This is a genomic window from Salinicola salarius (genome assembly GCF_003206135.1).
GTDB lineage: Bacteria > Pseudomonadota > Gammaproteobacteria > Pseudomonadales > Halomonadaceae > Salinicola > Salinicola salarius.
Window position 1 is genome coordinate 66,699 of sequence record NZ_PZJT01000006.1, and the last position, 20,719, is coordinate 87,417.

Genomic DNA, 20,719 nt, shown 5'->3' on the forward strand with positions numbered 1-20,719 from the left:
ATGTCCGCTCTGTTTCGTTCATTCCAGTTGCGTCGCTCGCCGTTGGCCAGAGCGCTTCTGTTCCTGGCGATCCTGCTGTTCAGTCTGGGCGCCCAGGCGCAGCGCATTCAGGATCTGGCCAATTTCGCCGGCGTACGTGACAACCAGCTGGTCGGCTATGGCCTGGTGGTCGGTCTCGACGGAACGGGTGACCAGACCACTCAGGCGCCGTTCACGGGGCAGAGCATCACCAACCTGCTGTCGCAGCTGGGCGTCACGGTGCCAGCGGGCACCAACATGCAGCTGCGCAACGTGGCGGCCGTCATGGTGACCGCCAGACTGCCGCCGTTCTCCCGCCAGGGGCAGGAGATCGATATCACCGTGTCATCGATGGGCAACGCCGACAGCCTGCGCGGCGGCACGCTGCTGATGACTCCGTTGAAGGGGGCGGACGGTCGCGTCTACGCGCTGGCTCAAGGCAACGTCTACGTCGGCGGCGCCGGGGCGGAAGCGGCGGGCAGCAGTGTTTCCGTCAATCACCTGGCCGCGGGCCGTATTCCCGGAGGCGGTCTCGTCGAGCAGGAAGTGCCGATGCGACTGGGCGACGCCAGTGGCACGCTGGATCTGTTCCTCAAGAATGCCGACTTCGAGAATGCCCGACGCATGGTCGCGGCGATCAATCAGGAGTTCGGCGCGCCGGTCGCCGCCGCGCTCGACGGACGCACGGTGCAGTTGAAGCTGCCGGCCAACGACAATGACCGCGTTACCTTTCTGGCTCGCGTGCAGGGGGTGAACGTCACTACCGAGCGTGGCCCGTCCAAGGTAATCGTCAATGCGCGTACCGGCTCGGTGGTGCTGTCGGACACCGTCACGCTCAATCGTGCCGCGGTGGCCCACGGCAACCTGTCGATCGTCATCGATTCCAATCCCCAGGTCAGTCAGCCCAATGCGCTGGCTGGTGGCAACACGACGGTCGTTCCCAACGCCGACATCACCGTACAGCAGGAGGGCGGTGCGCTGCAGATGGTTCAGACCAGTGCCGATCTGATGGATGTGGTCAACGCGCTGAACGCATTGGGCGCCTCTCCCCAGGATCTGATGTCGATTCTCCAGGCGTTGAAGTCTGCGGGATCGCTCAACGCCGAGCTGGATATCATCTGATGGCGATCACCAACGATCTTTCGGGGCAGTTTGCGCTCGACGTCCAGAGCGTGCAGAAGCTCAAGTACAGTGCGGCCAACTCGCCGCAGGGGAGTCTCAGGGAAGCATCGCGCCAGTTCGAGGCCGTGTTCCTGCAGATGATGCTCAAGAGCATGCGCGATGCCAGCCCCCAGTCCGGTCTACTACATAGCAATCAGATGGACATGATGCGCTCGATGCAGGATCAGCAGTGGGCGCAGCAGCTGGCGGGCAAGGGGCTGGGGCTTGCCGATCAGCTGGTGGCGCAGCTCGAGGGTAGCGGCCTGCCGGGCACCTCGGCACTGCCCGCCGCCTCGGGCGCTACGGGCGACGATGCCTCGGCCCTGATCGCCGGCATTCCGCGGGGTACGCCACGGCTGTTGCATGGTGGCCTTCGCACGCCGGGATTTGCGCCGGATCTGTCACGGCATGAGATTGCCAGCGCTGCCACGGCCAACGGCTCGTCATCGACATCGGCATTGATGGCAGACGAGGCCGACGATCGTCCGGCGCACGTCCGCGCCTTCCTCGACAGTCTGGCAGGTCCGGCCAGGCAGGCGGAACAGTCCTCGGGCGTGCCGGCCGAGCTGATTCTGGCCCAGGCCGCGCTCGAGACCGGCTGGGGTCAGCGGGAGATTCCCACCGCCAGCGGCGGCAACAGCCACAATCTCTTCGGTATCAAGGCCGGACAGTCCTGGCAGGGCGACACCACGGCTATCACCACCACCGAGTATGTCGACGGGCGGCCGGTCAAGATGGTCGATCGCTTCCGCGTCTATGACTCCTATACCGATGCCTTCAACGATTACGCCAGGTTGATCGGCGACAACCCTCGCTATCAGGGGGTCGTGGCGGCTTCGACACCCGACCAGGCGGCTCAGGCGTTGCAGCAGGGCGGTTATGCCACGGATCCACGCTATGCCGAGAAGCTTCGCGGCATCATGGCGCAATTGGGCACGCTAGAAGCCGGGGCAGGTCGCGATCTGCTGGCGACTGCGAGTAATGCCGGCAATCCGTTCGGCCCCGACGATCTGCCCACGGCGATTTTCTGATCGGCGTTAACAATTGGTTGCGAAATCGCTGTCTGAAGGGGTCAAGAAGCGGCTTTCGCGGCCGATAAAAATCATAACCTTGCACGGACATCGCCAGCATCGTCATGGCGTTTCACGGGATAGCGATATGAGCCTGTTTTCGATTGGCCTTAGCGGTTTGAGCGCGGCGCAGAATGCGCTCTCGACGACCAGCAACAACATCAGCAACGTCTACACCGATGGCTATAGCCGACAGTTGACGCTGCTGGGACAGAACAGCAGCGGCGAGGGTGGCGGTTCCGGCGTCAGCGTCGACGGCATCCAGCGCCAGTACAACAGCTATATCAGTTCGCAGCTCAATCAGGTCAATAGCCGCGAGTCGGCCCTGGAAACCTACCAGAGCCAGGTCAACCAGATCGACGATCTGCTGGCGGACAGCGATTCCGGTCTGACCACGCTGATGCAGAATTTCTTCTCCAGCCTCGAGGATCTGACCGGTGCGCCTTCGGACGCAGCCGCGCGCGAAGGGGTATTGGGCAGCGCTCGCAGCATGGTCGCACAGTTCCGTGCTTACGATGGCTATCTCAGCGACATGCGTGAGGGCATCAACGGCCAGATTGGCGACGTGGTCACCCAGGTCAACAATCTCAGCGACCAGATTGCCGATCTCAACAAGCAGGTGACGCTGGCCCGTGCCAGAAGCGGCGAGGAGCCCAACGCGCTGCTGGATCAACGCGACAAGCTGGTCAGTGATCTCGGCGAGCTGGTCGACGTCAACGTGCAGGTCCAGGATGGTTCGACCTACCAGGTATCGCTATCCAACGGCACGCCGCTGGTCGCCGGCAACAAGTCCTTCGATCTCGTCGCCGTCAAGAGCGATGAAGATCCTTCCAATATCACGATCGCCTACGAAGATGGTGCCGGCTCGCGTTCGCCACTCAAGGAATCCGTCATTCAAGGCGGTGAACTGGGTGGATTGTTGAGCTTTCGTAGCGAAACCCTCGACAGCGTTCAGAACCAGCTCGGTCAGTTGGCGGTGACATTGGCAGTGGAATTCAATGACCAGCATGAGGCTGGCGTGGATATCAACGGTGATTCCGGCAAAGCGTTTTTCGAAATCGGTGGCCCGACCATCATTGCCAGTGCCAATAACGCAGGCAGCGGTTCGCTGGATGCCGAGTATGGCGACATCAGCCAGTTGACGGCGGACGACTATCAGCTGACCTATCAGGCGGATGGCTCCCTCAAGGTCGAGAACCTGAGCAGCGGCGAGAAGCTTCCTGATGTCTCTCCGGATGCTGATGGCAATCTGTCCTTCGGCGGGGTGACGCTGGCTCCCGGTACCCCGCCCCCGGCTGAAGGCGACGTCTTCACGCTACAGCCGACGCGCAATGCGGCTGCCGGATTCGATCTGGCGCTGAGTGATACCAGCCAGATCGCCGCTTCGGAAAGCGGTGACTCCGGTGACAACCGCAATGCCTTGGCGTTACTCGACCTGCAGAATCAGAAGCTAGTTGGCGGTAGTGCGACCTTCAGTGGCGGCTACGCTTCGCTGGTCAGCGATGTGGGCAACCGGGCGGCCATCACCGAGGCCAACCTGACGACCCAGCAGGGGCTGAGCGATCAGCTTTACGCCTACCAGCAGGCCGACTCGGGCGTGAACCTGGACGAAGAGTACGCCAACCTGATGCGGTATCAGCAGTACTACTCGGCCAATGCCAAGGTCATCGAAGCCGGTTCGGCCATCCTGGATACGATTTTGGGGCTGCGCGCTTGAGAGCTGTCGAAGCGCCGTTTTTGAATAATGATTGAGCGCGCCCTGATCGGGTGCCTTCGAGGAGAGAGCCGTGCGTGTCAGCACCGTGATGATGTTCGAGCGCAGTGTCAGCTCGATGAGCCGCCAGCAGGGCGCTTTCATGGAAGTCGGCGAGCAGATCGCTTCCGGCAAGCGTGTGGTGCGCCCTTCCGACGATCCGCAGGCCGCGTCACGTGCGGTCGGGGTATCGCAATCGCTGGCCACCAATGCTCAGCAGAGCGACAGCCGGGTGACGGTACGCAATTCGCTGAGCCAGGAAGAGAGCGTTCTCGACAGTGTTTCCGATGCTCTGACGCGGGCTAAGGAGCTCATGATCCAGGCCGGCAATGGCACGCTGAGCGACGCCGACCGTCAGTCCCAGGCGTCGGAGCTGCGTGGCGTCTACGAGGCGCTGTTGGGGCAGGCCAACTCCACCGATGGGAATGGCAGCTATCTCTTCGGCGGTTACAAGGATAGTTCCGCGCCCTTCGTCCAGAATGACTCCGGTGCCGTGGAGTACGAGGGCTCCGATCAGGTTCGTCAGCAGAAGGTCGACTCTTCGCGGATGATGGAAGTGGGAGATACCGGGAAAGACGTCTTCCAGTCGGTGGCGGCAGGCTCCGGCTATCTGGCCAAGGCTGGCGACGGCAATACTGGCACCCTGACCTTCACCGGCCCCCAGGTGACGGACACGACCGCCGATGGCTATGGCAGCAGCTACGAGATCAGCTTTAGCGATAACGGGGATGGCACTTACGACTACACCGTGAAGGGATATCCCGATGGCGACATCACCGGCACCTATAACGGCGAGAGTGGCTCGCTCGAGTTCGGTGGGATTCGTCTGACGCTGGAAGGAACGCCCGAGCCAAGTGACACGCTTGCGGTGGGGCCAGCCGAGGATATGGACCCTGACGTCTTTACGACGTTGGAGAACATGCTCTCTGCCCTCGAGAACCCGCTGGATTCCGACGCCGACAAGGCGGCCTTCGCCAATACGCTGTCGACCTCCAGCCGGGAGCTGGATAACGCGCTGGACAACGTGCTGACCGTGCGCGCGTCCGTCGGTGCTCGACTCAACGAACTGGACACGCTCGATACCGTAGGGGGCGATCGCAAGATCAGCTACACCCAGACCCAGAGCGATCTGATCGATCTGGATTACACCACCGCCATTTCGGACTATGTGCTGCGGCAGGTGGGGTTGCAGGCGTCGCAGAAAGCCTTCGTCGATTTGCAGGGGACTTCGTTGTTCGACCTGATGTGATGTTTGGTCTGACGCGACGTTCGACTTGACGCGGCGTCGGATTTCAATCGCCAACGGATCGGGCCGTTAACGGCCCGGTCAAAGTCAAAGGGGCGCATCCTGCAGGATGCGCCCCTTTTGTTTGGGTGAGCCGTCGGTTGGCGATTTCGAACATTGGAAAGGAGCTCGGGGAGAGATTGGCCCCGTTGTGATCTCGGGTCAGGGCGTGCCGGCCATCTGTTCGATCATGCCCTGCATGAAACGAAGCTGTTGCTCGAACAGATCGCTCCAGAAGCCTCCCATATCCGGAATCAGTGCGGTAATCAGCACCAGGCCGGCGGTCAGTGTCATCGGGAAACCCACCGAAAAGATCGACAGCTGTGGCGATGCACGATTGAGAATGCCCAGCGAGAGATTGATCAACAGCAGCGCGGTGACGATGGGAATCGCCATCAGCAGGCCGGAGGAGAAAATGGTGCCGCCCCAGCGGGCCAGCGTTTCGGCAAAGCTGGCATCGATCGAGGTCGAGCCGATGGGCAGCACCTCGAAGGTCCAGGCGAGAATTTCGATCGTGATAAGGTGTCCGTTCATCGCCAGGAACGTCAGCAGCGTCAAAATTTCCAGCAGGCGCGACAGCACCATCGTATTGGTGCCGGCATCCGGCTGATAGAAGGTCGCGAACCCGAGGCCCATCTGCATGCTGATGAACTCGCCGGCAGTCTGCACCACGGCGATCATGATCCGCAGCACCAGGCCCATGGCGATACCGATAAGGATCTGCTGAAGCATGATGCCGAAGCTTTCCAGCGAGAACAGAGGAATCGCCGGCATCGGTGGCAGGGCAGGCGCGATGGCCACAGCGATTGCGGCCCCAAGCAGCGCCTTTACCGGCGTCGGTACGCTCGGCAAGTTCCACAGCGGTGAAGCCATGAAGAAGGCAAGAATGCGAACCGTGGGCCAGAAGAAGAGCCGTATCCAGCTTTCCCACTGGGCTGAGGTAATATCGATCATCGATCGCGCTGACGAATCAGCTCACCATCTGGGGAATGTTCTGCAGCAGTTCCCGAGTGAAGTTGACCAGGAGCTGAATGATCCAGGCGCCGGAGAGGATCAGCATGGCGAAGACGCCCAGGATCTTGGGAATGAACGTCAGCGTCATTTCGTTGATCTGGGTCGCCGCCTGGAAAAGGCTGACCAGCAGGCCGACCAGTAGCGCGGTCAGCAGTAGCGGAGCGGCTATCATCAGGGTTACTTTCATGCCCTGGTAGGCCATGCTCATTACCATTTCGGGAGACATTGCTTACCTCCATGCAGTCGCGAAGCGGGGGCTGACGACACGGTTCGTGTCTGTGCGACTCACGAGAAATAGAAACTTTGGGTCAGCGAGCCGATCAGAAGCTGCCAACCATCGACCAGCACGAACAGCATCAGCTTGAACGGCAACGAGATCGTGGCCGGTGGCACCATCATCATCCCCAAAGCCATCAGTACGCTGGCGACGACCAGGTCGATGATCAGAAATGGGATGAAGATCGTGAAGCCGATCTGGAAGGCCGTCTTCAGCTCACTGGTGACATAGGCTGGCACCAGGATACGCATCGGCACGTCTTCGGGACCCTGCATCTCGCCGACATCGGCGATGCGGGCGAACATTGCCAGATCGGCCTGCCGGGTCTGGGCGAACATGAACTCGCGGAATGGCTGGCTGCCTCGCTCCAGCGCTTCCTCCATCGAAATTTCTTCGGCCGAGAACGGTTGCCAGGCTTCTTCATAGGCCCGGTCGAGTACCGGCGACATGACGAAATACGTCAGAAACAGCGCGAGCCCGAGCAGAACCTGCGTCGGCGGCGCCGAGGGCGTGCTCATGGCGGTACGCAACAGCCCCAGCACGATGATGATCCGGGTAAAGCAGGTCATCATCAGCAGCATCGCCGGTAGAAAGGCGAGCGAAGACAAAAAGAGCAGCGTCTGCAGGCTCAGCGACCAGCGCTGACCGCCGTCCGCCATCGGCTCGCTGACAATGCCGGGAATCGCCTGCGCCACCGCCCATTGGCTGGCCGTCAACGCCGCCAGGGCGCCCAACCCCACGACGACGCCACGCAATCTGGAATTAGCCGCAATAGCCACTAGTTGTCGACCCCGTTGTCCCGCCTGGGCTTTTGGCGCTTGAGCGAGTCACTCGCATTCTGTTTGAGGGCTTGACCCAGGCGACTGGCAAAGGAGCCGCTCAAGGGTGCCGACCCAGAGGCGACAGGCGTATTGGGGGGCGGGGTCATGCTGTCCAGCTTGGTTACCTGACCGCCACCGACGCCCAGAACCAGCCAGCGATCATCGACCTCGACGATGACCACGCGCTCGCGTTGCCCGACCGGCGTACTGGCCACGACACGCAGATGCTGCGTTCCGGCACGACGGTTAGGACCGATACGCTTCAGCAGCCAGGCGCAGGCCAGGATGATCGCCACGACGATCAGCAACGACATTGCCGTCTTGCCCATCATCAGAAGGCCGATGCTGTCGCCGCTGCCGGCCGTGGTCTGCGCCGCCTGCTGTAGCGTATCGTCGTTCATCGATTCAGTTTCTGGACGCGTTCGGACGGCGTGACGATCTCGGTGATCCGGATGCCGTATTTGTCATCCACGACGACGACTTCGCCCTGGGCGACGAGATAGCCGTTGATCATGATGTCCATCGGTTCACCGGCCAGTCCGTCCAGCTCCACGACCGAGCCCTGGGCCAGTTCGAGCAGTTGCTTGATGGTGATGCGCGTTCGGCCCAGCTCGACCGAGAGCTTGACCGGGATATCCATGACGACGGCCAGATCCCGAGCCTCGCGAGTGTTGCCGCTGCCTTGATCGAAGGACTGGAAAACGCCGGCTTCCGCCGATTGTGCCTCGCCGGAACCCGCCGTGCCGGTGGGCTTGGTCGCTTCCTCGACCGTTTCGGACTCGTCGGCTTCAGGCTCGACACCCTGTTCCGCCATGGCCGCTGCCCAAAGATCGTCGGCATCCTGGTTGTTGTCGCTGGCCGTATCGGAAGCTCCCTTCTGGGATCCCGGTTTTTGATCATCACTCATTGTCGAAGTCCTTCATGGCGGAGTACGTACCATGGTCAATAAGATGCTTCACCCGTAGCGCGCGTTGACCTTGCCGGGTCCCGTATTCACAGGCCATGACCGGTACACCGTCGACACGCACGTCGATGGCTTTGGGGAGATCGAAGGGGAGAATGTCGCCGACCTTCAGTGCCATCACGTCACCGATGGTCGAAGGTATCTCGGCAAAATCGGCGATCAATTCGACCTGGGTCTGTTTGATCTCGCCGGCCATGCGCGACTCCCACTGGGTATCGTCGCTGTCGAGCGTTCCGATCGGGCTGGACAGAATGTCCCGGATCGGTTCGATCATGGAAAAGGGAATGCAGATGTTGAAGTCGCTGGTCAGGTTGCCGACCTCGAGATGGAACGTACTGTTGACGACGATCTCGTTCGGCGAATTGGTGATGTTGGCAAAGCGCACCTGCATTTCGGAACGCATGTAATCGACGTCCACGGGATAGATCGATTTCCAGGCGTCGCTGTAACCCTCCAGCGCCAGCGACAATAGCCGCTGGATGATTCGCTGTTCGGTGGCGGTGAATTCGCGACCGTCGGATTTGGTCAAAAACCGGCCATCACCGCCGAACAGGTTGTCCACCACCATGAAGACCAGACCCGGCGGGAACACCAGCAGGGCGGTGCCCTTGAGCGGCTTGAGGCTGATCAGGTTCAGGTTGGTCGGTACCGGCAGGTTGCGCGCGAACTCGCTGTAGCTCTGGTAGCGCACGCCGGCGACCGTGATATCGGCGCTGCGTCGAATCAGGTTGAACAGGGCCACCCGGAAGAGACGCGCGAACCGCTCGTTGATGATATCCAGCGCCTGCAGACGCTCACGGATGACCCGGTGCTGGTTGGCCGGGTCGAACGGGCGCGCGTCGCGACGGTTACTCTCGGGCGCTTTGGCGGGCGCGTCGGTATCGCCGCTGACACCGTTGAGAAGGGCGTCGATCTCTTCCTGCGACAGCAAATCGTCTTGGGACATGATTGGCCTGGCGTCCGCTTACTGCACGATGAAATCGGAGAACAGCACGTCGTCGATGGATAACGTGGGCTGCGGCGTGGTGATCGGCTCGTTGAACAAGTCGAGAATCTGCTGCTTCAGTTGGACCTTGCCTTCGGGCTTGATCAACTCTTCGGCGCTCTTGCCGGATAGTAGCATCAGCAGCCGGCTGCGAACCTCGGGCATGTTCTGGGTGAGAAACGTGCTGGTCGCCTCATCGCCGACGCGCAGCGACAGCCCGACGTAGAGCAGGCGGTCGCCGTAATCGCTCTGCAAATTGACGGTGAAGGGGTTGATGGTCACGAAAATCGGCACCGGGGCTTCAACCGGCTCGTCATTGACGACCTTGGTCGCCTCGCTGCCGTCGCGGGCGTCGAGGAAGAAGTACACGGCGACCGAACTGGTGACCGCCAGCAGGACGATCAGTAGCCCTATCAACAAGAGGGAGCGGCTTTTACGGGATGCGGCCATTGATTCTGCCATTACGGTGATCTCTGAAAGTTGCAGCGGATTATGCGGTGCTAGAGGGTGTCGCGATCGACGGAAAAGACGCCTTCCGGTCTGCTAACTTCCCCTTTCATGCGCCGGGGTCGGAAGATGAAGGCGTGCCAATCGCGAACGGCGCCGCATGACTTGATGTCGCGGCGGGAGTGCCCGCCGCTATCCGTGTTATCGGCAGCGCTGGCTAGGCGTAAAGGTTGATATTGCCGTTAGGGGTGAGGGCAACCTGGCGCAGGGTGGCGTCATCGCTCGTATCGACTCCCGATGCGGCAAGCAGCGGGCCGGAGGCGCTCGACGTGCCACGCGGACGATCGTCGTCCGATGACTGGCCTTGCTGGAACTGCCCCTGATCGCCGACCATCGCTTCACCCAGAGCGATGCCGCTATCGGCGAGCGCCTGGCGGAGCTGAGGCATTGCGGCCTCGACGGCAGCGCGAACCGGCGCGTGGGCAGAAAGGATCTGAAGCTGTGCCTGCTGGTCCTGTACCGTCAGCGATACGCTCAGCGGGCCGAGCTCCTGCGGATGGAGGCGTAGCGACATCTGCTGGTCGCCACGCTGATGCATCTGCAGGATTTGCTGGCCGAATGAAGCTGGCCATTGCGGTGACTGAACCGGGGTCGAGATGGCGCCGTTGGTCATCGTTGCTGCCGATGCCAATCCCGTACCGTTCGATAGCGGCGACGTCAGATGCGACAGAGATCCGCCATCGGGCCGCGGGCTCGTGAAGAGGGCGCTATCCAGTCCGTCACGTTTCGCGCCGGATGCCGATAGGGCGTCCGCAAGCGCGTCCGTCAGCGCTGCACCGGCAGGGTCTCCCGTTGACGAGGATTGTGACAGAACCTGGCCGGCCGCTGCCAGCAGCCCCGACGACGAGGTCGGATTGCCGTTACGGTTTCCTTCGACTGTCGACAGCAGCTCGCTGAGCCCAGGCTGTCCGGAAGTCGCATTGACGCGAGTCGAGGAGCCGGGTCGCTCGCCCTCATCCGACATCTTGCCGGACAGCATCGCGGCCACGTTGCGTGCGGCGTCGCCGGCCGTCAGGGTCATCTGCTGCAAGGCGGATTGTCCGGCACCGAGTGCCGCGGCGCCATTGCCGGCGGCAGCCGCCGAAGCGTTACCGGCGGGTTGCGTGCCCGCCGTCAGCGGAAGCGCGGCGAAGATGGCGGCAAGAGCGTCCGCGTCGATCGGCCCTGCGTCGCTATCGCTCGCCTCGGAGCTCGATGGCGCCTTGCCGTCGGTCTTGCCTTCGAGGCTGGCCAGGACGGCGTGAAGCCCTGTCATGTCTCCCTCTTCCAGGGCTTGCAGAATCTCGCGTGCATCCTCGCTCGTCTGTCGAGTGGAATCGGATTCGGCATCCGCTACCTGCGAATCCTTTGTCGGCTGGCGGCTGGAGGCGAGGGCCGGGGATGTGTCATCGGTTTCTTGGGTATTCGACCGCTCGGGAGTTTTCGTTGCCTGTGACGCTGAACTTCCACCGGCTGCGGATCGCTGGGGTTTTTCTGCCCCTGCGGCCCGCTGCATGACATCGGCGAAGGGCGCGCTGGCCGTTTCCCTGGACGCGCTGTTCCCGGTATTGGCGCCACGCGTCGAGGATGAGGTCACGCTGATGAGAGAGGAAAGTTCCATGGACTACGCCGCCAGTTTCGTTATCGGATAGAGCTTCTAATCGGTGCTGCTGAGCAGGGCTTCCATTCAGTGTCTCGGTATTACCACTGGTGCCCGGCGTCCTGCTGACGGCGGCGTAACTGCGCGGCCATCTCGTCACTGTGACGTTGCTCGTGACGCGCCTGGTGGCGGGCCGCTTCATGCTGGCGGCGTGTGTGCAACGTGTCATAGGCGTTGAGTTTTCGGCGTTCGCCCTGCCAGTGCTGCTTGCCGTTCTCGACGCGAGACTGGTGCTCGCCGAGCCGGCGCTGTTGCTGTTCGATCGCCTTGTCGAGAGAGGCGATGAACTGTTGATAGTCCCGCCATTGGCTTGATGAGACACCCCGGGTCAGACTGTCGTGGAGCTTGCGCTGGTACTCGTCACGATAACGCTGCAGCTGCCCGAGCTGATTCTGAGCCTCCTGCTGTTGACGCTGCAGATGACCCAGGTTCTCGACAGCCTTGTCGCTGCTGCGCTGCGCCAGATCACGAAGCATCTGCATGGCGTGCATGTTGGCCAAAGCGTTACCTCCTATCCGTCCGTCAACCGGGGCGATTCACCGTGGCGATCCATCGGGGCAATCCACCGGGACAATCCACCGGGACAATCCACCGATTGCCATTGTGGCGCTCGGGCCGTCCCGTCAAAGGATTGATAAGCGATGAAAAATGCCACTATTCCGGAACAGCGCGCGCCGATTTGCCACTCGAGGGGGCGGCGGAAGGTCAGTCGTCGATCGGTATGAGTCGGTCAAGGTCGGCCTGGGTAGGAGCCAGCTCTGCGATCTCGTTCATACGCTGTTGCAGGAAGGCCTCGAGTCGTGGATAGAGCGCGACTGCGCGATCCAATTGGGGGTCCTGGCCGGTGATATAAGCGCCAACGTTGATCAGGTCGCGGTTGCGCTGGTAGCGCGAGATCATCTGCTTGAAGCCTTGCGCCTGGCGCAGGCGCCTGGTGTCGACCACCGCCGGCATCGCACGACTGATCGAGGCCTCGATATCGATGGCCGGGTAGTGGCCGCTCTCCGCCAGCTGTCTTGAAAGCACGATGTGGCCATCGAGAATCGCGCGGGCGGAGTCGGCGATGGGGTCCTGCTGGTCGTCACCTTCCGTCAGCACGGTATAGAAGGCGGTAATCGAGCCACCGCCGCGCTTGCCGTTGCCGGCCCGCTCCACCAGCGCCGGGAGCTTGGCGAAGACGGAGGGGGGGTAACCCTTGGTTGCAGGCGGCTCGCCGATGGCCAGCGCGATCTCGCGAGCCGCCATGGCATAGCGGGTCAGCGAATCCATGATCAACAGCACGTTGCGCCCCTGATCACGAAAGTCTTCCGCCAGCCGCGTCGCGTAGGCCGCGCCTTGCATGCGTTGCAGCGGCGAGGTATCGGCCGGGGCGGCAACCACCACGGCTCGGGCCAGGCCCTCGTCGCCCAGAATGTTTTCGATGAAGTCCTGAACTTCGCGCCCCCGTTCACCGATCAGGCCGACGACGATGACATCGGCATTGGTGAAGCGCGCCATCATGCCCAGCAGCACACTCTTGCCGACCCCGGAGCCGGCGAACAGGCCCATGCGCTGGCCGCGGCCCACGGTGAGCAGCCCGTTGATGGCACGGATGCCCACGTCGATGGCGGTATCGATGGGCGCACGGGCCAACGGGTTGATCGGCGGCGTGTCCAGCGGGGCGTGGGGTGCCTGCTCGAGCGGGCCGTGGTCGTCGAGTGGCCGGCCGTTACCGTCGACGACGCGGCCAAGCAGCCCGTCGCCCAGCGGGAAGCGCCTGGCGCTGGCGATGTCCAGGCGGTTGCCGCTGAGCGCGAGTACCCGCGCGCCCGGCAACAGGCCGCTGGTGTCTGCCAATGGCATCAGGAACAGCTTGTCCCCGGCGAATCCGACCACCTCCGCCTCGGCGAAGCGTTCGTCGTCGTGGCCGTTGCCGGGGGAGAGTTCGATCAGGCAGGCGCTGCCAAGCGGAAGGCGGATGCCGATGGCTTCCAGCACCAGCCCCGTGGCGCGAGTCACCCGGCCTTCGTGGCGGTAATGGGAGAGTGATTCGACACGATGGCTGATCTTGCCCAGCACTTGACGCCAATGCTGGTGGTGCTGGGAGACTCCCGACGAGATCGAGGACTCTGTGGCGTCACTCATCATCGGAGCTCTCGCCATCGAAACCCTCGCCACCGAAACCCTCGCCATCGGCACTCTCGTGACCGAGGCCTTTACGACCGTTGCCGTTGTGGCTACCGCTGTGATCGGCACCTTCTTGCTTCGCGCCGTCACGGCGGGCGCGGTCATGGCCTGACTCGAGCTCGCTGTCCTGAGATTCAGGCTCCGCCGGTTGGCCGCTCGACGTCGTCTTGCGTTGGCGCCGCTGGTCGAGAATCGCTTTCCACTGGGTGCTCAAGCTGGCATCGAGTCCGCCCGCGGCACTGGTGACATGGCAGCCACCGCGCTCGAGCGAAGGGTCGGCATGACACTCCCAGCCGCTGGCCTCGAGAGAGTCGCCCATGGACGTCGTTACCAGCTCCAGGTCATCCGGATGCAGCCACAGGCGGGGCTTGCCGTTCAGGGTGGTGTCGGCATCGAGCAGCTCGCGCACCACGCTCAGGATATGTTCAGGGTTCGCGGCCAGCGACTCGCCCGCCAGTTGGCGGCCTGTGATCAGCGCCAGCTCGACCAGTTGATCGGCGACTTCGGTATCCAGCGTCGCCAATGCCTGGCGGAAATTGTCGGCCAGCTCGGCAAGGGGGCGCAGCGTCATGTCCAGGCGCTTGTTGAATTCCAGTTCGGCGGCTGCGTTGGCCGCTTCGAGACCTTCCTTGTAACCTGCCTGATAGCCTTGCTCGTGCCCTTCGCTGTAGCCGCTTTCGTAACCCTGTTGCCGGGCCTTTTCGGCGATCGCTCGGCGCGCCTTCTCCTCGGCGTCTTCCCGTTGCCGGCGACGACGCTGCGCTTCGGCGTTTGCGGCGGATTGACCGGGAGCCGGGGACGGGGCGCGCGCGAGCTCTTCCATCTGCCAGCGGTGCCATTCGACACGGTCAGATCCGGTCCGATTGCCGCGATCAGACGTAGCCATCGTCGCCACCCGTCAAGGCGATTTCGCCGGAATCCGCCAGACGCCGTACGACCGCCAGAATCGACTTCTGTTCGTTTTCGACCTGCGATAGACGAACCGGTCCTCGGTTTTCCATGTCTTCGAGCATCAGCTGCGCCGCACGCTGAGACATGTTGCGCGTGAACTTGTCGACCAGTGCTTCTTCGGCACCGCGCAGTGCAATCACCAGGGAGTTGGTTTCGACTTCGCGCAGGATCATCTGGATGCCGCGGTCGTCGATATCCAGCAGGTTCTCGAACAGGAACATCTCGTCGATGATGCGTTGCGCCAGATCTTCGCTGTGCGCGCGAACCACTTCGATGACCTGTTCTTCCTGAGTGGAGTTCATCAGGTTGAGAATCTCGGCCGCTGTCCTGACCCCGCCCATCTTGCTGCGCTTCAGGTTGGTGCCGTCGAGCATCGAAGTGAGTACCTCGGTCAGTTCCTGCAGCGCTGCCGGCTGTACGCCGCTGAAGGTGGCGATGCGCAGCATGACGTCTTCGCGCAGCTTGTCGCCGAACAGTTCGAGAATATCGGCGGCCTGAGAGCGCTCCAGATGCACCAGGATCGTGGCGATGATCTGCGGGTGCTCGTCGCGGATCATTTCGGCGACCATCGACGCTTCCATCAGATTCAACGAGTCGATGCCCGACGCCGTATTGCTGGTCTCGAGAATGTCCTCGATCAGGCTGCTGGCGCGTTCGCTGCCCAGTGCCTTGGTCAGAACCGCGCGGATATGATCGCTGGAGTGCAGATTGATGGCCGTGAACTGCTCGGCTTCCTCGTAGAAATCGCGTAATACCGCCGCCATCTCCTGATGAGAGACCTGGCCGAGCTTGGCCATTTCCTGGCTGATCTCCTGCACCTCTCGGCTGGAGAGGTACTTGAAGACTTCCGCTGCGCTGTCTTCGTCCAGGGAGAGCAACAGGATGGCGCCGCGTCGAGCGCCAGTCATTTCCACCGTCATGATTTGTCCATCCAGCTTCTGACGACCATGGCGACCAGGCGGGGATCTTCCTGGGCGATTTCACGAACTTCCTTGAGATCCTGCTCGTAGCTCGAGGCGCCGCGACGGCTGCGTTCGCGTCTCGAGCCTTCTACAGGCTCGTCGCTGACGCCGCTGTCACTGACTGCCTGGTAGCTCGCGGCACCGGCGGCTGCCGCCGCGCCGGTGGCGGGTGTCGGTGCCGCCACCGGCGCGGGAGCGGGCTCTGCGGTCTGGCGACGCAGGAGCGGTTTCACCACCTTGAACCACAGGAACAGGGCGACCAGGGCGACGACGAGATACTTCAGTACGCTCTTGCCGAGACTCCAGACTTCCGGCGTCTGCCACCAGGGCAGGGTATCGAAATCCTGTGCATCGATCTGGAACGGGCTGTTGACGACCTCGAGCGCATCGCCGCGAGCCGCCGAGAAACCCATCGCCTGACGAACCAGGCCACGAATCTGCTCCATCTCCGTATCGCTCAGCGCGACCTGGGTCGGATTGCCGTCTTCATCCACGCCGTCTCGATAGTTGACGACAATGGCTGCCGACAGGCGCTCGATGTCGCCGCTGTGCTCTTTGACGTGCTCTACGGTACGGTCGACTTCGTAATTGATGGTACTGTCATGGCGTGCCCGGCCGGTGTCGGTGGTGTCAGCGGTCTCGGTGCCTTGCGTATCCGCGTTCTGGTTGTCGGCATTATCGGCATCGTCGGCCCCATCGGTCTGGGCTTGGGTGCCCTGCGCGTTGATCGGGGAGGCGGCAACGCCCGGCGGCTGATTGCTCAGCGCGCCCGGTACGCCCATGGCGAGATCGCCATTGCTCTGGTACGACGAGCTGGTCTGCTGGCTGCGTACGGCGGCCTCGTTCGGCGCCTGGTTGGGGCCGTAACGCTCTGCGGTCTGCTCTCTTTGGGAGAAGTCGATTTGCGCGGTGACCTGCGCGCGCACGTTCCTGGCGCCGACGATCGGCGCCAGGATCGCCTCGATGCGCTGGGCGTACTGGTCTTCGAGATTGTTGACGTAATCGAGCTGGCTACCATCCAGCTGGTTGTTGTTGCGGTTGGAGCGGCTCAGCAGATCGCCGTTCTGATCGATGACGGTGACGTCGTCGATGGCCAGTTGCGGCACGCTGCTGGAGACCATGTGGACGATGGCGTTGACCTGGCCTTCGCCCAGTACCCGACCCGGCTGCAGATCGAGGACGACGGAGGCGGAGGCGGGTTCGCTCTCGCGGACGAAGACGGACGGCTTGGCCATGGCGAGGTGGACACGGGCCCGCTCGACGCTGCCCAGCGTGCCGATGGTACGGGCCAGCTCGCCCTCCAGGGCCCGCTGGTAGTTGACCTGCTCTGCGAACTGGCTGATGCCGAATGCCTGGTCGTCCATCAGCTCGAAGCCGACGCCGCTGGCTTCGGGAAGCCCCTGTTCGGCCAGCCGGAGACGAGTCTGGCGGACCTGATCGGCCGGGACGAGCAGGGCCTGGCCGCCCTCGCTGAACTCGTAGGGGATGCCCATGGTATCGAGCTGGGTGATGATTCGACCGCCGTCGGCGTCAGTCAGCGTCGAATAGAGAACCCGATATTCCGGGCTGCGAGCCCACAGCAGCAAGGCGATCACGATAGCCACGGCGGCGGCGCCGGCTACGATCAGCGGGATACGGGGGTTCCGCTGCAATCTGTTCAACCAGTCGCGGCCGCCGGAGGTCGTCTCCGAAGCGGCTTGGCGATTCGAATTCCGGGCGGATGCATTGGCTGAATTCTGAGCGTCGTTGGACGACGTGGCCGTGCTCATGTCGGACTCCGCTCATGGCACGTGGTGCGACTCGACAACATAGCAGTAGTCTGCTCCCTGCAACGCGTCTGCTCATCCGTGCCTCGACACGCTCGGAGAGTCAGTCCGACGCGGCCCTGGCCGGGGCGTTAGTTTGATGGCAGCCATTATGTGTCGATGCGTTAATGGCGAAGGTGGGAAAAGCCGATGTTTTCACGCGCATTTACCGCGATAGTGTTTGGCTTGCTATTGATAGGCTGCCAGCGTCGAATCCACCGGCGGTCGTGTCGTCTTTCCACGGGGCGCCGTCATACAGGAAAAACTTCATGAGTGCTCCAGCCATTCAAGCGGCGCTTCAGCAAATGCAGGCTCTCTCGGCTCAGGCGAGCGGACAGGGCATGAGCGCGCAGAGCCCTGCTGCCGAGACTCACGGCAGCTTCGCCGGGGAACTGCAGGCCTCGCTCGGACGAATCAATCAGATGCAGCAGTCCGCCAATCAGCAGGCCATGGCCTTCCAGGCCGGCGATCCCGACGTGGCATTGAACGACGTGATGATCGATTCCCAGAAGGCGAGCGTGGCCTTCGACATGGGCGTCCAGGTACGTAATCGCCTCGTGACCGCGTACAAGGAAATCATGGGGCTGCAGATTTAAGGCGCTTTTCCGGCCTCGTTTTGCGCTTCACCGAAGCTCGGCGGTCGTTTGACCGCCGGGCTTTTCGCGTTCATCAGACACCACGCTTGCGATGCTGGCGCCATGTTTCCACCGAGTAGAATCCGAGCCCGATCCAGATCAGGACGAAGGTGGTCAGTTGGGGCCACGAGAGGGTTTCGTCGAATACCCATAGCGCCAGCAGGAACTGCAGCGTCGGATTGAGATACATCAGAAAGCCGACGGTGGAGAGCGTCAGCCGTCGCGCGGCGCCAGCGAAGGCGAGCAGTGGCAGGGTGGTGACGACGCCACTGATGATCATCAGCGCGGTGGTTTTCGATGTCTCGCCAAAATGGGACTGGCCATGCCAGGCCAGCCAGGCCAACGCGGCGAGGCTCAATGGCAGCAGCAGGCTTGTTTCTACCAACAGACCCGACAGCGCATCCAGGGAAACACGCTTGCGCAACAACCCGTAGGTGCCGAATGTCATGGCCAGCACCAGGCTTATCCAGGGTAGCTTGCCGAGTATCACCAGTTGCAGCAGAACGGCGCCGAGCGCGAGGCCGATCGCCAGCATCTGCCAGCGCCCCAGCCGTTCGCGCAGCACGAGCATCCCTAACGCCACATTGACCAGCGGCGTCATGAAGTAGCCCAGGCTCGCCTCGAGCACGTGGTGGGTTTCCACCGCGTAGATATAGAGCCCCCAGTTCAGCGCGATGAGCAGTGCGCAGCCGAGGCTCCAGCTCAGCCCGCGGACCAGATCGCGCGGGCTTCGAAAGCTACGGCCCAACACGGCCCAGCGTCTCATCAGCGTGACCACGACGATCAGGAAGGCGCAGGACCAGAGGATGCGCTGGATCAGTACCTCGAACGCGGGCACGCCATCGAACAGCGAAAAGAACAGGGGAAAACAGCCCCACATCGCGTACGCGCCGACGCCGAACACGACGCCAAGGCGCGCATCGCTCGCGGAAGCCTGCCGCTCGGGGGCTGCCGTCTCGGTGGTTCGAGGTCGGGAATCATCCATTGCAGGGCTCGACATGATCGACGCTCCATATCTCGGGCCCGTAATCTATCATGACCAACGTCACGCAGGCTGCCCGATGTCGACGGGAAATGTACCGGAATGTTCCGTGTCAGACGAAGGCGGCGATTTCAAAGAGGAAAGCCATGAACGAGTTACGCGTCAGCCTCGTACAGAGCGAGCTGCATTGGGAGGATCCGGCAGCCAATCGACGCCTGCTGGATGGCCGCATGGGGACGCTGGATGGCAGCCGGACCGATCTGATCGTGCTGCCGGAAATGTTCGCCACCGGGTTCACCATGAATGCCGAAGCGATGGCGGAGCCCTTCGACGCCAGCCCGACGCTGGACTGGATGCGCAGCCAGGCGCAGGAGCGAGGCTGCACCATCACCGGGAGCCTGGCGATCGCCGACGGTGGGCGCCGCTACAACCGGCTGATCTGGATGACGCCGGAAGGGGTGATGACCCATTACGACAAGCGTCATCTGTTTCGCATGGGCGATGAGCCCAGGCATTACGCGGCGGGCACCCGGCGCCAGGTGGTCGAGATCAAGGGCGTGCGTATCCTGCTGTCGGTGTGTTACGACCTGCGTTTTCCGGTATGGCTGCGCCAGCAACCCGGCGCTGGGCAACCTTTCGAATACGACGCGCTGCTGTGCGTCGCCAACTGGCCGGCGCCGCGCAGACACCCGTGGCGAACGCTGCTGCAGGCGCGCGCCATCGAGAATCTGAGCTACGTGATCGGCGTCAACCGGGTGGGAGAGGATGGCAACGGGCTGCCTTACGCCGGCGACTCCATGGTGGTGGACTTCAAGGGCGAGCCGCTGGCCGATCATCCGCCGGGCGAGGCGTTCGTCGAAACCGTCACGATTTCCAGCGATGCGTTAAAGACGTTTCGCGACAAGTTCCCGGCGTGGCAAGATGCCGACACTTTTCACTGGGGTGACTGACCTTTTCACTGGGATGACTGACAATGCGGTTGGATCGATTTCTTAGCGAGGCCACGGAACTCACGCGCAGCCAGGCCAAGCGCGCACTGCGCCAGTTCGAGGTCAGCGTCGACGGCGAAGTGACGCGAGACGCCTCGTATCAGGTTTCCGACGACCAGGTGGTGCGTTGGCAGGGCGACATACTGGAACGGGTCGGCTGGAGATATTTGATGATGCACAAGCCGGTAGGTGTCGAGTGCTCCCTGCGCCCGACGCATCATCCCTCCGTGCTGAGTTTGATCGATATCCCGCAGATCGAGCGGGTGCATCCGGTAGGGCGGCTGGATCTCGATACTTCGGGACTGCTGCTGATCAGCGACGATGGCAAGTGGACGCACCGCGTGACCTCGCCGAACCGCGCCTGTGTGAAGCGCTATCGGGCGACATTGGGTGAACCTCTGATAGCGGGCGAGGCTGAGCGCATCGCGGAACAGTTTGCCGAGGGCGTCGAGTTGAACGGTGACGACAGGCCGACCCGGCCGGCCACCTTCGAAGCCGTGGGTGATACCGAAGTGCTGATCGGCGTCACCGAAGGCCGCTACCACCTGGTCCGGCGCATGCTGACGGCGGTGGGGCACACGGTCGAGACGCTGCACCGTGAAGCGATCGGGCCGCTGGAGCTCGACCCGGATCTCGAACCCGGCGAATGTCGCTATCTGCGCCCGGAAGAGATAGCCGCGTTCTGAATGCCTTCCAGCGGGAAGCGGGAGCGCGGGCTTCAATTTTTATACCGTT

22 protein-coding genes are annotated in these 20,719 nt (G+C 62.5%); 8 read left to right on the forward strand and 14 right to left on the reverse strand.

Features of this window, described 5'->3' with window-relative positions; genetic code table 11:
* The 4 genes from DOM32_RS06755 (at position 1) to flgL (ending at position 5,251) form a co-directional block, all read left to right on the forward strand.
* Complete coding sequence (locus DOM32_RS06755) at positions 1–1,140, forward strand: flagellar basal body P-ring protein FlgI (protein ID WP_416221185.1); 1,140 nt, start codon at positions 1–3, stop codon at positions 1,138–1,140.
* Positions 1,140–2,210, forward strand: a complete 1,071-nt coding sequence (flgJ, locus tag DOM32_RS06760) for a flagellar assembly peptidoglycan hydrolase FlgJ (RefSeq protein ID WP_110632576.1) — start codon at positions 1,140–1,142, stop codon at positions 2,208–2,210. The genes DOM32_RS06755 and flgJ overlap by 1 nt, the downstream gene beginning before the upstream one ends.
* Positions 2,211–2,337: 127 nt before the next feature.
* A complete protein-coding gene (flgK, locus tag DOM32_RS06765) occupies positions 2,338–3,966 on the forward strand; it encodes a flagellar hook-associated protein FlgK (RefSeq protein ID WP_110632579.1) in 1,629 nt (542 codons plus the stop codon).
* A gap of 70 nt (positions 3,967–4,036) precedes the next feature.
* Positions 4,037–5,251, forward strand: coding sequence for a flagellar hook-associated protein FlgL (gene flgL / locus DOM32_RS06770; protein ID WP_110632583.1), 1,215 nt, complete (start codon positions 4,037–4,039; stop codon positions 5,249–5,251).
* A 198-nt stretch (positions 5,252–5,449) separates the two neighbouring features.
* On the opposite strand, the gene fliR is transcribed toward flgL, so the two are convergent.
* The 8 genes from fliR to DOM32_RS06810 form a co-directional block, all read right to left on the reverse strand.
* Entirely contained in the window at positions 5,450–6,241 is a 792-nt protein-coding gene (fliR, locus tag DOM32_RS06775) for a flagellar biosynthetic protein FliR (protein WP_110632586.1), read from the reverse strand.
* A 16-nt stretch (positions 6,242–6,257) separates the two neighbouring features.
* Positions 6,258–6,527 (reverse strand): flagellar biosynthesis protein FliQ, encoded by a 270-nt coding sequence (gene fliQ / locus DOM32_RS06780; protein ID WP_071231254.1) that lies wholly within the window; start codon positions 6,525–6,527, stop codon positions 6,258–6,260.
* Between the two features lie 59 nt (positions 6,528–6,586).
* Positions 6,587–7,318, reverse strand: a complete 732-nt coding sequence (gene fliP / locus DOM32_RS06785; RefSeq protein ID WP_420855067.1) for a flagellar type III secretion system pore protein FliP — start codon at positions 7,316–7,318, stop codon at positions 6,587–6,589.
* A gap of 38 nt (positions 7,319–7,356) precedes the next feature.
* Complete coding sequence (gene fliO / locus DOM32_RS06790; protein ID WP_071231252.1) at positions 7,357–7,800, reverse strand: flagellar biosynthetic protein FliO; 444 nt, start codon at positions 7,798–7,800, stop codon at positions 7,357–7,359.
* The gene (gene fliN / locus DOM32_RS06795) at positions 7,797–8,306 is read right to left on the reverse strand and encodes a flagellar motor switch protein FliN (RefSeq protein WP_071231251.1); all 510 of its coding nucleotides are present in this window, start codon (positions 8,304–8,306) and stop codon (positions 7,797–7,799) included. The genes fliO and fliN overlap by 4 nt, the downstream gene beginning before the upstream one ends.
* Complete coding sequence (fliM, locus tag DOM32_RS06800) at positions 8,299–9,309, reverse strand: flagellar motor switch protein FliM (RefSeq protein ID WP_110632589.1); 1,011 nt, start codon at positions 9,307–9,309, stop codon at positions 8,299–8,301. The genes fliN and fliM overlap by 8 nt, the downstream gene beginning before the upstream one ends.
* An 18-nt stretch (positions 9,310–9,327) precedes the next feature.
* A complete protein-coding gene (fliL, locus tag DOM32_RS06805) occupies positions 9,328–9,798 on the reverse strand; it encodes a flagellar basal body-associated protein FliL (protein WP_244179834.1) in 471 nt (156 codons plus the stop codon).
* A gap of 214 nt (positions 9,799–10,012) precedes the next feature.
* Positions 10,013–11,110, reverse strand: coding sequence for a flagellar hook-length control protein FliK (locus DOM32_RS06810; RefSeq protein ID WP_157957030.1), 1,098 nt, complete (start codon positions 11,108–11,110; stop codon positions 10,013–10,015).
* A 238-nt stretch (positions 11,111–11,348) separates the two neighbouring features.
* Between DOM32_RS06810 and DOM32_RS17720 the strand changes: the two genes are divergently transcribed.
* Entirely contained in the window at positions 11,349–11,486 is a 138-nt protein-coding gene (locus DOM32_RS17720) for a hypothetical protein (protein WP_157957031.1), read from the forward strand.
* A 49-nt stretch (positions 11,487–11,535) separates the two neighbouring features.
* Here DOM32_RS17720 and fliJ read toward each other — a convergent pair whose 3' ends face one another.
* The 5 genes from fliJ to fliF all read right to left on the reverse strand — a co-directional run bounded on the left by fliJ (position 11,536) and on the right by fliF (position 17,342).
* The gene (gene fliJ, locus DOM32_RS06815) at positions 11,536–11,985 is read right to left on the reverse strand and encodes a flagellar export protein FliJ (RefSeq protein WP_244179861.1); all 450 of its coding nucleotides are present in this window, start codon (positions 11,983–11,985) and stop codon (positions 11,536–11,538) included.
* A 214-nt stretch (positions 11,986–12,199) separates the two neighbouring features.
* The gene (gene fliI, locus DOM32_RS06820) at positions 12,200–13,618 is read right to left on the reverse strand and encodes a flagellar protein export ATPase FliI (protein ID WP_071231273.1); all 1,419 of its coding nucleotides are present in this window, start codon (positions 13,616–13,618) and stop codon (positions 12,200–12,202) included.
* Positions 13,611–14,546: a flagellar assembly protein FliH gene (locus DOM32_RS06825; protein ID WP_110632600.1), complete on the reverse strand. Its 936-nt coding sequence runs from the start codon at positions 14,544–14,546 to the stop codon at positions 13,611–13,613. The genes fliI and DOM32_RS06825 overlap by 8 nt, the downstream gene beginning before the upstream one ends.
* Complete coding sequence (fliG, locus tag DOM32_RS06830) at positions 14,533–15,531, reverse strand: flagellar motor switch protein FliG (RefSeq protein ID WP_071231246.1); 999 nt, start codon at positions 15,529–15,531, stop codon at positions 14,533–14,535. Before fliG ends, DOM32_RS06825 begins: the two co-directional genes overlap by 14 nt.
* Positions 15,528–17,342, reverse strand: a complete 1,815-nt coding sequence (fliF, locus tag DOM32_RS06835; RefSeq protein WP_110632603.1) for a flagellar basal-body MS-ring/collar protein FliF — start codon at positions 17,340–17,342, stop codon at positions 15,528–15,530. Before fliF ends, fliG begins: the two co-directional genes overlap by 4 nt.
* A 305-nt stretch (positions 17,343–17,647) precedes the next feature.
* Between fliF and fliE the strand changes: the two genes are divergently transcribed.
* A complete protein-coding gene (gene fliE / locus DOM32_RS06840; protein WP_071231244.1) occupies positions 17,648–17,974 on the forward strand; it encodes a flagellar hook-basal body complex protein FliE in 327 nt (108 codons plus the stop codon).
* Positions 17,975–18,047: 73 nt separating this feature from the next.
* Here fliE and rarD read toward each other — a convergent pair whose 3' ends face one another.
* Positions 18,048–19,013: an EamA family transporter RarD gene (rarD, locus tag DOM32_RS06845; RefSeq protein ID WP_244179835.1), complete on the reverse strand. Its 966-nt coding sequence runs from the start codon at positions 19,011–19,013 to the stop codon at positions 18,048–18,050.
* A 128-nt stretch (positions 19,014–19,141) separates the two neighbouring features.
* Here rarD and DOM32_RS06850 point away from each other — a divergent pair, with 128 nt between their 5' ends.
* Positions 19,142–19,945 carry an amidohydrolase gene (locus DOM32_RS06850; RefSeq protein ID WP_110632606.1) on the forward strand — a complete coding sequence of 268 codons (804 nt, stop codon included), beginning with the start codon at positions 19,142–19,144 and terminating at the stop codon, positions 19,943–19,945.
* 23 nt (positions 19,946–19,968) lie between these two features.
* Complete coding sequence (locus tag DOM32_RS06855) at positions 19,969–20,670, forward strand: pseudouridine synthase (RefSeq protein ID WP_071231241.1); 702 nt, start codon at positions 19,969–19,971, stop codon at positions 20,668–20,670.
* Positions 20,671–20,719 lie beyond the last annotated feature (49 nt).

What these genes read in the sequence shown, in the direction of transcription:
- fliF (WP_110632603.1), bottom strand. Translation starts at nt 17,342, where the DNA reads ATGAGCACGGCCACGTCGTCCAACGACGCTCAGAATTCAGCCAATGCA.
- fliO (WP_071231252.1), bottom strand. Translation starts at nt 7,800, where the DNA reads ATGAACGACGATACGCTACAGCAGGCGGCGCAGACCACGGCCGGCAGC.
- fliN (WP_071231251.1), bottom strand. Translation starts at nt 8,306, where the DNA reads ATGAGTGATGATCAAAAACCGGGATCCCAGAAGGGAGCTTCCGATACG.
- DOM32_RS06810 (WP_157957030.1), bottom strand. Translation starts at nt 11,110, where the DNA reads ATGACAGGGCTTCACGCCGTCCTGGCCAGCCTCGAAGGCAAGACCGAC.
- fliJ (WP_244179861.1), bottom strand. Translation starts at nt 11,985, where the DNA reads ATGCACGCCATGCAGATGCTTCGTGATCTGGCGCAGCGCAGCAGCGAC.
- fliR (WP_110632586.1), bottom strand. Translation starts at nt 6,241, where the DNA reads ATGATCGATATTACCTCAGCCCAGTGGGAAAGCTGGATACGGCTCTTC.
- fliG (WP_071231246.1), bottom strand. Translation starts at nt 15,531, where the DNA reads ATGACGGTGGAAATGACTGGCGCTCGACGCGGCGCCATCCTGTTGCTC.
- flgJ (WP_110632576.1), top strand. Translation starts at nt 1,140, where the DNA reads ATGGCGATCACCAACGATCTTTCGGGGCAGTTTGCGCTCGACGTCCAG.
- rarD (WP_244179835.1), bottom strand. Translation starts at nt 19,013, where the DNA reads ATGTCGAGCCCTGCAATGGATGATTCCCGACCTCGAACCACCGAGACG.
- DOM32_RS06825 (WP_110632600.1), bottom strand. Translation starts at nt 14,546, where the DNA reads ATGGCTACGTCTGATCGCGGCAATCGGACCGGATCTGACCGTGTCGAA.
- fliL (WP_244179834.1), bottom strand. Translation starts at nt 9,798, where the DNA reads ATGGCCGCATCCCGTAAAAGCCGCTCCCTCTTGTTGATAGGGCTACTG.
- fliE (WP_071231244.1), top strand. Translation starts at nt 17,648, where the DNA reads ATGAGTGCTCCAGCCATTCAAGCGGCGCTTCAGCAAATGCAGGCTCTC.
- fliM (WP_110632589.1), bottom strand. Translation starts at nt 9,309, where the DNA reads ATGTCCCAAGACGATTTGCTGTCGCAGGAAGAGATCGACGCCCTTCTC.
- DOM32_RS17720 (WP_157957031.1), top strand. Translation starts at nt 11,349, where the DNA reads ATGACATCGGCGAAGGGCGCGCTGGCCGTTTCCCTGGACGCGCTGTTC.
- DOM32_RS06855 (WP_071231241.1), top strand. Translation starts at nt 19,969, where the DNA reads ATGCGGTTGGATCGATTTCTTAGCGAGGCCACGGAACTCACGCGCAGC.
- DOM32_RS06850 (WP_110632606.1), top strand. Translation starts at nt 19,142, where the DNA reads ATGAACGAGTTACGCGTCAGCCTCGTACAGAGCGAGCTGCATTGGGAG.
- fliI (WP_071231273.1), bottom strand. Translation starts at nt 13,618, where the DNA reads ATGAGTGACGCCACAGAGTCCTCGATCTCGTCGGGAGTCTCCCAGCAC.
- fliQ (WP_071231254.1), bottom strand. Translation starts at nt 6,527, where the DNA reads ATGTCTCCCGAAATGGTAATGAGCATGGCCTACCAGGGCATGAAAGTA.
- flgK (WP_110632579.1), top strand. Translation starts at nt 2,338, where the DNA reads ATGAGCCTGTTTTCGATTGGCCTTAGCGGTTTGAGCGCGGCGCAGAAT.
- DOM32_RS06755 (WP_416221185.1), top strand. Translation starts at nt 1, where the DNA reads ATGTCCGCTCTGTTTCGTTCATTCCAGTTGCGTCGCTCGCCGTTGGCC.